Origin of the sequence: Moraxella sp., from assembly GCF_024227015.1 — a bacterium.
Taxonomy (GTDB): Bacteria; Pseudomonadota; Gammaproteobacteria; order Pseudomonadales; family Moraxellaceae; genus Moraxella.
Genome location: NZ_JAAELD010000142.1, coordinates 1 through 10,383, shown reverse-complemented (window position 1 = coordinate 10,383; position 10,383 = coordinate 1). Strand labels below are relative to the sequence as shown.

The 10,383-nt window shown below is 48.2% G+C and carries 11 protein-coding genes; 9 read left to right on the top strand and 2 right to left on the bottom strand.

Going from position 1 to position 10,383, the window contains the following annotated elements:
* Nucleotides 1-123: 123 nt before the first annotated feature.
* Complete coding sequence (locus GY683_RS03205; protein WP_297287373.1) at nt 124-1,944, bottom strand: acyl-CoA dehydrogenase C-terminal domain-containing protein; 1,821 nt, start codon at nt 1,942-1,944, stop codon at nt 124-126.
* Nucleotides 1,945-2,072: 128 nt separating this feature from the next.
* The gene (gene aroE, locus GY683_RS03200) at nt 2,073-2,903 is read right to left on the bottom strand and encodes a shikimate dehydrogenase (protein WP_297287372.1); all 831 of its coding nucleotides are present in this window, start codon (nt 2,901-2,903) and stop codon (nt 2,073-2,075) included.
* Between the two features lie 116 nt (nt 2,904-3,019).
* Between aroE and GY683_RS03195 the strand changes: the two genes are divergently transcribed.
* From GY683_RS03195 to GY683_RS03155, 9 genes are all read left to right on the top strand, one after another.
* Nucleotides 3,020-3,607, top strand: a complete 588-nt coding sequence (locus tag GY683_RS03195; protein WP_297287371.1) for a hypothetical protein — start codon at nt 3,020-3,022, stop codon at nt 3,605-3,607.
* A 13-nt stretch (nt 3,608-3,620) separates the two neighbouring features.
* A complete protein-coding gene (locus GY683_RS03190) occupies nt 3,621-4,472 on the top strand; it encodes an aminotransferase class IV (protein WP_297287370.1) in 852 nt (283 codons plus the stop codon).
* A gap of 104 nt (nt 4,473-4,576) precedes the next feature.
* The gene (mltG, locus tag GY683_RS03185) at nt 4,577-5,698 is read left to right on the top strand and encodes an endolytic transglycosylase MltG (protein WP_297287369.1); all 1,122 of its coding nucleotides are present in this window, start codon (nt 4,577-4,579) and stop codon (nt 5,696-5,698) included.
* A gap of 11 nt (nt 5,699-5,709) precedes the next feature.
* Entirely contained in the window at nt 5,710-6,354 is a 645-nt protein-coding gene (gene tmk / locus GY683_RS03180; RefSeq protein WP_297287368.1) for a dTMP kinase, read from the top strand.
* 111 nt (nt 6,355-6,465) lie between these two features.
* Nucleotides 6,466-7,878: a trypsin-like peptidase domain-containing protein gene (locus tag GY683_RS03175; protein WP_297287367.1), complete on the top strand. Its 1,413-nt coding sequence runs from the start codon at nt 6,466-6,468 to the stop codon at nt 7,876-7,878.
* A gap of 81 nt (nt 7,879-7,959) precedes the next feature.
* Nucleotides 7,960-8,865: a 4-hydroxy-tetrahydrodipicolinate synthase gene (dapA, locus tag GY683_RS03170; RefSeq protein WP_297287374.1), complete on the top strand. Its 906-nt coding sequence runs from the start codon at nt 7,960-7,962 to the stop codon at nt 8,863-8,865.
* Nucleotides 8,866-8,893: 28 nt separating this feature from the next.
* Nucleotides 8,894-9,172: a hypothetical protein gene (locus GY683_RS03165; RefSeq protein WP_297287366.1), complete on the top strand. Its 279-nt coding sequence runs from the start codon at nt 8,894-8,896 to the stop codon at nt 9,170-9,172.
* A gap of 33 nt (nt 9,173-9,205) precedes the next feature.
* On the top strand, nt 9,206-9,922 hold the full coding sequence (gene purC / locus GY683_RS03160) for a phosphoribosylaminoimidazolesuccinocarboxamide synthase (protein WP_297287365.1): 717 nt from the start codon (nt 9,206-9,208) through the stop codon (nt 9,920-9,922).
* A gap of 101 nt (nt 9,923-10,023) precedes the next feature.
* The gene (locus GY683_RS03155; protein ID WP_297287364.1) at nt 10,024-10,347 is read left to right on the top strand and encodes an NGG1p interacting factor NIF3; all 324 of its coding nucleotides are present in this window, start codon (nt 10,024-10,026) and stop codon (nt 10,345-10,347) included.
* Nucleotides 10,348-10,383 lie beyond the last annotated feature (36 nt).

Sequence of the window (10,383 nt, the reverse complement as noted above, 5' to 3'; positions counted from 1 at the left end):
CATGGACTGACTTCCCAAAAATGGGTGGTGTTCGGACACGGTGAAGTGCGTTAATTTTTAATGATTCAAAACAAATAAAGGCAGATTTAAAAACCTGCCTTTATTTTATTTACCGTTTGATAATTAATCCAAGAATGCAAAGTGATCAATGTCCATCTTCGTCATGACTTCGCTAGGTGTGGTCATGGCGTTGGCATGTGCGTCACTTCTTGGTAGGATTTTCTCGAAGTAGAATTCAGCGGTCTGAGTCTTCGCCAGATAGAATTCATAAGGCTGTTCACCGCCGTTTTTCATCTTGTCGAAGGCAACTGCTGCCATGCGCGCCCAGTGATATGCCATCATCACATAGCCTGAGTACATTAGGTAGTCATCAGAAGCCGCAGAGACGATTTCGCGGTCTTTGCGTGCGGCGATGAGTAGGCGTGCGGTCAGCATGTTCCATTCAGCACATAGCTTGGTCAGCGCCCAGACGTATTGGCGCATTTCTTTATCAAGGGCGTATTCGCTGCACCATTTCATGATGCCCGCGGTATAGTCACGCACGATCTTACCAGCGCCGTTTAGTAGGACTTTACGACCCAGTAGGTCAAGTGCTTGTACGCCTGTGGTGCCTTCGTATAAGGTGGCGATGCGGGCATCACGAGCGATGAGCTCCATGCCAGTTTCTTTGATGTAGCCATGCCCACCGTAGATCTGTTGTCCGTGTTTGGCGCACTCAATACCAAGCTCGGTTAAGAAGCCTTTTAGGATGGGTGTATAGAATCCTAGCTTGTCATCCCATTTTTTGATACCTTCTTCATCACCTTTAGCGACTGCATTCGCCAGATGGTCGGCGTAGCGTGCTGAGTGATAAGTCATCGAGCGACCACCTTCAGAGAAGGCTTTTTGGATCAGAAGCATGCGACGTACATCAGCGTGATGAATGATCGCGTCACCTGCTTGATCAGGCTCTTTGGTGCCTGACAGGGCGCGCATCGAGCGACGTTCTTTGGCGTATGGCAATGAGTTCTGGAAAGCCAGTTCCATGTGCGACAGACCTTGGATGCCTGTGCCGATACGCGCGGTGTTCATATAGGTGAACATGGCTTTTAGGCCTTTGTTGGGCTCGCCAATAAGATAACCTGTCGCACCGTCGAAGTTTAGGACGCAAGTTGCACTGGATGAGATGCCCATCTTTTGTTCGATCGAGCCACAAGTCACCGCATTGCGCTCACCCATTTCGCCATCAGCGTTTACAAGGAATTTTGGCACGATGAATAGTGAGATGCCTTTGGTGCCAGCGGGCGCATCTGGCAGACGAGCCAGAACAATATGTACGATGTTGTCGGTCAGGTCGTGTTCACCGGCACTGATGAAAATCTTAGTGCCTGTAATGGCATAACTGCCGTCGTCATTGGGTGTGGCGCGAGTTTTCATTTGGTTTAGGTCGGTGCCCGCCTGAGCTTCGGTAAGACACATCGTGCCTGACCATTCGCCGCTGATTAGCTTGGGTAGATAAGTGTTTTTTTGGCTCTCGTCGCCATATTGTAAGATGGTGTTTACCGCGCCGATAGACAGGCCTGGGTACATTGCCCATGGCCAGTTGGCGGTGCCCATCATCTCAGATTTGATGAGGTTAAGTGACATTGGCAGATTCATGCCGCCGAATTCTTCTGGGTAAGAGATGCCTTGCCAGCCACCTTCCATGAAAGCTTGATAGGCTTCTTTAAAGCCCTTTGGTGTGGTGACTTCGCCTTCTTTGAAATGACAGCCTTCTTCGTCGGCTGCTTGATAGACAGGCGCAAGCATGTTCTCAGCGAAGTCAGCAAAGCCTTGTAGAATCATATCTACCGTCTCAGCATCGGCATTCTTGCCATTATCTAGAGTTTGGTAGTGGCCTTGGTAGTCGAGCACTTCATTCATCAAAAATTTGATGTCGCGTAAGGGGGCTTTATAAGTCAGCATAATCAATCCTTGGTTGTCTAAAAAAACTGGGCATGACGTTGCCATGCCCATTCACTATACAATAGATTTATTAAAATGACTTAAAATTTCTGTCACTAATAACTTATTTTCATAATAAACTATATTTATTATGAATTTATTTTATTATTAATGTACTTATCCCAATCCACTTTATCCAGATCGATGCGCTTGCCTGTCCACAGTTCAAAGGCGAGTTTGGCCTGCTGAATGAGCATACCATAGCCATCACAGCAGCGTACGCCTTGACGGTCAAAGTGCGCCAAGAACTCTGATGGCTTACCGTACATCATGTCGTAGGCGAAGCCTGCACGTACGCCATCAGACAGCTCTAGCGTCTGCCCTGTGGTGGTGGCACTCGTGGCGTTGATGATGACGTCAGCATAAAAATCGCCTGACTTTAGGGTGTGTAATTCATTGATGTCAATGCTGCCAAACTCTTCAAAGTCTGCCTTTAAGGCTTCGGCGCGCGCTAATGTTCGGTTAAAGATGGTCAGGCGTGCACCTTGTTCGATGAGTGGCAGAATCGCCCCGCGTGTCGCGCCGCCTGCGCCGATGATGGCGATGTGCGCACCCTGTAGAGTGACACCTTTATCCAACAGATCCGCCACCAATCCGCGCCCGTCAGTGTTATCCCCGAATAGCTTACCGTCTCGCAGGGCTAAGGTATTAACTGCTTTGGCGGTTGTGGCGTATTCGCTTAGGCTGCCTGTCTGACTGCACAGCTCAAAGGCGATCTCCTTGAATGGCAAGGTCACGTTCGCGCCCACGCCACCGCCATTAAAGAACGCTTCAACCACCGCATGAAAGCTATCTTTATCATCAGGGCAAAGCTGACGACGATAGCTAATATCAAGCCCGACACTGTCAGCGAATGTGTGATGAAGGTCGGGGCTTTTTGAGTGGGCGATGGGGTTGCCGATGACGATAAAATGCTGCATGAATGATCCAGAATAATAAGAGCTAATGTTTGGGGTATTTTTACTGCATTATCGAAAAAATAGCAAGTTTTTTAAAACTTAGGTAAAATACAACGAACTTTACTTGGATGATTGATATGACCACCAAACCAACCAAATCTAAGCTGCCTTTCTTGCTCATTGGGGTGCTTATCGCGCTGGCGATTGTGCTTTTTATGACTTTTCGCCCTGTTGCGCCCCAAGAAAAAGTCGTCCAAGATGATGGCGAAGCGCGTGTCTATGAGCCGGTGGTCTATGATGTGGAAAATTGGGCAAGCACACCCAAGCAAGACACGAATATTCAGGAGCTAAAGGCAAAAATAGTCACGACCGCCACCCAAGAGGATGGTCTGGATTATTATGGCAATCACGCCACCAAATATCGATTCAGCGCACGCCATGAGCCGCCGCTATATGTCGTGGAGTCAGATGAGGTGCTTGAGATTGCTTGGTATTATGCTGCACCTAAAGACAACGACGACCAAAAACGTGCAAGCTTAGATTATGCCAAGCGCATCCATTCGCTAATGGGCGCCTTTGATGGCAAAAAAGGCGAAAATCTGGTCAGAACCATCCTACAAAACCCCAACAAGCCATATGCAACCACCGACAAAGGCGAAAAGGTTGCGGGCATGATCACGGCTGACTGTATGAATTATCAATGCCGCATCATTCTCCAAAAATAACTTGGCATACATCATGACGACAACTTATTATCTGCTTAGAGAGTCTGATCAGCAGGCGCTTACCAAGTGCGATGGCATCATGGATGAGCGCGGCTTGGCTTATGGGGACGGGTTTTTTAGCACCATTGGCGTTCATGATGGATGTGTGCTATGCGCTGAAAGTCATCGGGAGCGGCTTGTCAGGTCGGCAGATCGCCTAGAATTATCATTCGACGTAGATGGTGTGATGGCGGCTCTATATCGCCTAGCGAAGGACATTCAAGAAGGCATCCTAAAAATTATCATCACTCGCGCACCCCAAGAAGTGCGCGGCTATGGCTATCTCAATCAATGCGCGCAAGTCTTTATCAAATCAACAGCATCACACATTTATGATAGTGTGGAATTCGTATCGGACGTGCCTTGTCAGAAGGCAGGCAGGGCAGTCTGTCTTGATGAGAGAGTGTCACTGCGCACGCCCAGATTTGTTGGGCTTAAGCTCATCAGTAGTCATGAGCAAGTTTTTATTCATAAAGCTTTATTGGATCATCAAAAATCTAATTCTGGCATTGCAGAAGGTCTGATTAAGAGTACATCAGGCGACTGGGTCAGTGGCACGATGAGCAATGTCTGCTACTGCATTGATGGTGTGTGGTATACGCCGCCCATCACGGATGCGGGTGTGGATGGCGTGATGCGCCGAACCTTGATTTCAAAGTTTAACATTAAGGCTCGCAAGCTTACAGACGATGATCTAAAGCGCATCAGCGGCATGTTCTTTTGTAATGCGGTGCGTGGCATCATGCCGATCGATGCGCTAATTATGGACGGCGGTATTCTGCAGTTAAGCCAGCACATCCATACCCTGCCATCAAACAGTCATTAGGCTGACTTATAATGTAAATCGCCTTAACCAAAATGCCTGATGCGCCGTTTCAAAAACATGATACAATACGGTAATTTTTATTTTTATTGACACAGCCAAAAGCCATGCCAAATTCAAAAAAAACCACCAAAAAAACCACCGTCAGACCTAACCAAAGGCGTAATAACACCCCAAAGAAAAGCGCCGTTTCTAAGCTGATTTGGTTTGGAATATTGGCCGCTGTCTTGCTATGGTGCGTCATCGTGTACAGCACCATCTTCGCTAAGACGGATCGACAGGCGCAGACGCTGGAAGTCAAAAAAGGCGATACTTATCACAGTCTACTGGTCAAAGATAAATGGCAAACCTCCGCATTGGCATCAAGCGCGGCAACCAAACTATACCTTAAAGTCCACGCGCGCACGCCACTTCAAGAAGGTATCTATCAAATCCCTGCCAACGCCAGCCTAAAACAGGTCGTCGATATCTTATCGCAAGGCGCTGAAGTTCGCATGATTAAGGTGCAGATCATCGAGGGTAAGACAGTCAAGGACTTATATAATACCCTAAAAAACACCGATGGCGTGACGCTTGAAATCCTGACCCCGCGCGCTGATGGTTATTCATGGGCGGATGTTGCCCGTGATAATGAAGCTGTGTCAAAGGCGCTTGGCATCACCACCGTGAATGGGAATTTAGAAGGGCAGTTCGCACCGAATACTTATACTTTTGATCATGGGACAACCGACCGCCAAATTCTAAAAAGACTCTATGATGATCAGCAGACTGCTTTGGCGAATGCATGGGAGGGTCGTGCGCCAGACTTGCCTTATAACAACAGCTATGAGGCGCTCATCATGGCAAGCATCATCGAAAAAGAAACCGGACTGGCAGAAGAGCGTCATAAGGTCGCGGCGGTATTCATCAACCGCATGCGTAAGAACATGCGCCTACAGACGGATCCGACCATCATTTATGGGCTGTTTGATCGCTATGATGGCAAGATTTATCGTTCTAATATTAACGAAAAAACTGACTACAACACCTATCAGATTGATGGTCTACCGCCGACGCCGATCGCATTGCCATCAAAGGCCGCCATCGAGGCCGCCATGCATCCTGAAGATACAGACGTTATTTTCTTTGTGGCGACAGGCAATGGCGGTCATAAGTTTAGCCGCACTTTGGATGAGCATAACAAGGCAGTGGCAGAATATCGCGCAGTCATGAAATCCAAGAATCAATAAGGCAGCACCTCATGAATACATCAGCCAAAGCTCAATCTCAGACGCCTAAGTTCATCAGCTTTGAAGGCACGGAAGGTGTGGGTAAGACGACCGCCATTGATGGGTTTTGTCGATACTTGACGTCTCAAGGCATCGATCATGTGCGTACGCGTGAGCCAGGTGGTGCTGATGTGGCGGAAGTTATTCGCGAGATTTTATTAAATAAAAACAACACCTTGCACGATGATACTGAGCTGTTACTCATGTTCGCTGCACGCGCCGACCATCTGCATAAGACCATCTTGCCTGCTCTGGCAGCGGGTAAATGGGTGGTGTGTGACCGCTTTATCGACAGTACGGTCGCCTATCAAGGATTTGGACGGTTTGATGGTGATGCGGCGGCACTTGATAAAATCGAACTGCTGATTGCCAATTTTGTCCCTAGACTGCCTGATGTGACGCTGTGGTTAGATTTGGATGTGGCGACAGGCATGGCTCGTGCCGCTAAGCGCAGTCAGGCCGATCGATTCGAATCGCTGGACACGAGTTTTTTTGATCGAGTGTATCAAGGGCTTCTATATCAGTTCAATCACGCGCCCACGCGCATTCGCCGTATCGATGCCAGCGGGGAGGCGGATGAGGTGTTGTCGCGCATCGTTGGTGCGGTAGGCGTGTGAGAAACGTGTAAGCTTGTTAAGACTTTGGCAAGTTTTTACTAAGAAGTCTCACTTGACGGCTCGGATGATTTTTAAGATACTAACCCACCATTTATTTTAAAATTCATGATCATGTTAAATCACACTTCGTTAAGTAAGCATCTATTTAGACCCGCTATTTTGGCGGCTGCCCTGTCATTATCAGTCATTTTACCCAGCCCTGCCACATCAGCGCATGCGATGGTTCAGGTGGATTTTGCTGATTTGGTGGAGCGTGTGTCCAGCGGGGTTGTGCGCATCTCAACCACTAAGCCCATCAGTGAGGAGATGCTGAGCCGCAACGCCCAAACTTCACAGCTGCTGCGCGAATATTTGGGCGAACATGCAGGCAATGCGCCAACCATTGAGCATGGATTTGGCACGGGATTTTTTATCACTAAGGATGGTTATATCTTAACCAACCATCACGTCGTCAAAGGCTCAGACAGCATCACAGTAACTCTAAACGATCGCACCGAAATGGATGCCACGCTCATCGGCTCTGACGAAGCGTCTGACATCGCTGTTCTAAAGGTAGAAGGGATGAACTTTCCAGCGCTGACCATGTCTAGAAATGAGCTGCGTGTGGGCGAGCCTGTACTTGCCATCGGTTCGCCTTTTGGCTTTGATTATTCGGCATCGGCGGGCATCGTATCTGCCAAATCACGAAACATGACGCCTGAGGCGACCGTGCCATTCATTCAATCGGACGTGGCCTTGAATGAAGGCAATTCAGGAGGACCGCTATTTAATAAGCGAGGCGAGGTCGTCGGCGTGAACTCGCACATCTTTAGCGACACGGGCGGCTACATGGGGCTGTCATTCTCAATCCCGATTGATACCGCCTTGCACATCTATGAGCAGATCAAGACGACAGGCAGAGTACGCCGCGCTGCGATGGGGCTCGTGGTTCAGGATGTTGATAGAAATCTGGCTGAGGTATATGGGCTGTCACGCCCACAGGGTGCGCTATTGACCCGCGTGGCAGTCGATTCACCTGCGGATCGAGCTGGGCTTCGACCTGGTGATCTGGTGCTAAATTTCAATGGTCACGCCATCACGCACGCCGCCGAGATGCTAAATCTGCTTAATCGTGCCAAGCCTAACGACAGCTTTAACCTAACCTACCAACGTGGCAATCAAAAATACGTCGCTCAAGGCACCTTCGCCGAAGCGCCCAGCGATGTGCCAGCAGGCGGTCAGCATCAGAGCAATAACGGACTTCGCCTAGGCTTGCGTCTAAAAGAGCTGTCTCCCGCCGAAGCGCAAGCACTTGCCAGCTTTGGGGTGAATGGCGGCGTGATGATTACTTCGGTCAATCCAATGGGGCTTGCGGCGCGTACGGGCATTCAAGTGGGTGATGTGATCCTTGGGCTTAATAGCCACCCAACCAGAAGCGCCGATGAGATGGCGGTCGCTGTAAAAAGCCTGCCCCGCGAAGGTGTCGTGCCTGTTCAGCTGATCCGTCAAGGTACGCCTGCCATCATCGGAATGCGTATCGAATGACCAAAATAAATTTCATAAAATCCATCAAAACCCAAATTAATTATGATAAACTAAGCTAATTTAATACATATCAATGGCTTTATTATGACAGATTATCAAGACATTAAATCTAAACTAAAAGGCTCAATCACCGCGTTGGTCACGCCCATGAAGGACGATGGCGCAGTAGATTATGACGCATTAGGTAAGTTGATTGATTGGCAGATTGCCGAAGGTACGCACGCACTTGTGGCAGTGGGAACGACTGGCGAATCGGCGACTTTGTCAATGGATGAGCACATTGATGTGATTCGGTTTTTTGTGAAGCATGTGGCAGGACGTGTGCCTGTGATTGCAGGTACGGGCGCGAATAACACCTTGGAGGCGATCGAGCTGACCCAGGCCGCCAAAGAAGCAGGCGCGGACTGTGCGCTTTTGGTTGCACCTTACTATAATAAGCCAACCCAAGAGGGCATCTACCAGCACTACAAGGCGATCAGCGAAGCGGTCGACATGCCGCAGATGCTATATAATGTGCCAGGTCGCACCATTGTCGATATTAGCCAAGAGACGGTTGAGCGTTTGATGAATTTGCCGAACATCGTCGCCATCAAAGACGCGACAGGTAGCCTAGAGCGTGGCGCAGCATTGGTAAAAGCAGTTGGCGATCACATGGTTGTGCTTTCAGGTGATGATCCAACGGCGCTTGAATTCATTAAGCTTGGCGCCCGTGGCAATATTTCTGTGACCTCTAATATCGCGCCTAAGGCGATGAGTCAAGTATTTGAGCTGGCTTTGGCGGGTGATTTTGATAAAGCAAGCGAAATCCACGACACGGTTAAGCATCTTCACAATGATCTATTTTGTGAATCAAGCCCACAACCTGCCAAATACGCTCTATATAAAATGGGTAAAATCGGCAAAGGCATTCGTCTGCCATTGGTGTGGCTGTCAGAACAGAATCAGCCCGTGGTTGATGCAGCATTAACAAAAGTTCAATTGGCTTAATCATTCGGTCAATTTGCAAGGATAATATATGAATCACATGACAAAAATTGGCGTAGCCTTAGTTGCGCTTAGTGTTGCCTTGACAGGCTGTAGCACCACCAAAAACTGGCTAGGCAAACGCAATAATGGCAGTCTAGACTACCAACAAAGCCAAAAAATCGACCCGATTAAGCTACCTGCCAATCAAGCGACCGCTGAATTCACTCCGTTGTATCAAACGCCAAATCTTGGCGCAAGCCCAATTAACTTGACCAATGATTCTGGTAAGCAGTATGAGCTGCCAAAGCCACCAACCGCAGCCCATTAATTTTTTATTTATTGCGACTTTTTGAGAAATATCATGGAAAAACAAGCCCTACTTTATACTGGTAAAGCCAAGTCTGTTTATGAGACTGAGCACGAAGATTATTTGGTATTGCATTTTCGCAATGACGCATCAGCCTTCAATGGCGAGAAGATAGCGCAGCTTGATCGCAAAGGCAAAGTAAATAACCGCTTCAATGCGTTCATCATGCAAAAATTGAGCGAAGCGGGCATCGAGACGCATTTTGAGCGTCAGCTGTCTGATGATGAGGTGCTGGTAAAACGCCTAAAAATGATTCCTGTTGAATGCGTGGTGCGTAACTATGCTGCAGGTGGTCTGATGAAGCGTCTTGGCTTGGCTGAGGGCTTGCCGCTATTGCCACCAACTTACGAGCTGTTCTATAAGGATGACAAGCTTGGCGATCCGATGCTGTCTGAATCAACCGCCATTGCCCTAGGTTATGCCACGGCTGACGAGCTTGAGCAGATGAAAACCCTAACTTATAAAGTGAACGAAGTTCTATCTAAAATCTTTGATGATGCAGGCTTGATGTTGGTTGACTTTAAGCTAGAATTTGGTCTATTCCACGGCCGTATTGTTCTTGGCGATGAATTTTCTCCAGATGGTTGTCGCCTGTGGGATAAAGAAACCAAGAAAAAACTGGACAAAGACCGTTTCCGCCAAGGCTTGGGCGATGTGGTTGAAGGTTATGAAGAAGTTGCACTGCGCATCGGCGTGCCTTTGGAAGACTGATCAAATGAACAAAAAACCCAAGCGATGTCTTGGGTTTTTTATTGCTAGAATAACGGCATTCAAAAAGGTGTTCAAGCTAACACTCATCATTGGAGGGGGTAATGGTAAATAAGTTTTATAAATTCATTGGTTATATCCCAGAAACTGATCTGGAGAAAGTCAAAACTGCTTTATTCAAGGCGGGCGCAGGACAGCTTGGTGGGTATAGTCACTGCTCATGGCAGGTGCTTGGTTTGGGGCAGTTCAAGCCGCTAAAGGGTGCAGACCCTGCTATTGGTGAAATCGATAAGATTGAATACGTCTCAGAATGGCGAGTGGAGACAGTCGTGCCAGCTGACAAGCTCTCTGCAGTCGTAGCGTCCTATAAGCAGGCGCATCCTTATGAAGTGCCTGCCTATGAGGTGTATGAGATGATTGATATTTAACAACTCTTAAGATTAGCAAAACCCCAAGTCATCGCT